Annotated in this window: 1 protein-coding gene; it reads left to right on the top strand. The window is 72.9% G+C overall.

The annotated features are described in order from the left end of the window. Positions 1-240 (top strand): hypothetical protein (locus ACPYOG_RS20510; protein ID WP_481295911.1); only part of this gene is annotated, 240 nt, incomplete at both ends.

Below are 240 nucleotides of genomic sequence, written 5' to 3'. Positions count from 1 at the left end.
ACGCTGGACGCGTCTGGAGGACGCTGGGATCCACTCCATCGCGCGGCGGTCGGCGGCGCGGTGCTCGCAGCGCTCTCGCTCACGGCGACGCTGACGGCACTGAACCGATCCGCCTGGGCCGCGGCGCTCGTCTTCGCTGTGTTCACGGTCGCGGCAGCGGTGACCGTGCGACTGGTGTCCCGCCCGGCAGGGATGGTCGTCTCCGCCGTGGCTCTGGGCGCTGTCCCTGCGACGACGCTC

This window comes from Leifsonia sp. HAY1-4F, assembly GCF_056755275.1.
The sequence above is the reverse complement of the archived record's forward strand: the minus strand, read 5'-3'. Positions and strand labels throughout refer to the sequence as shown.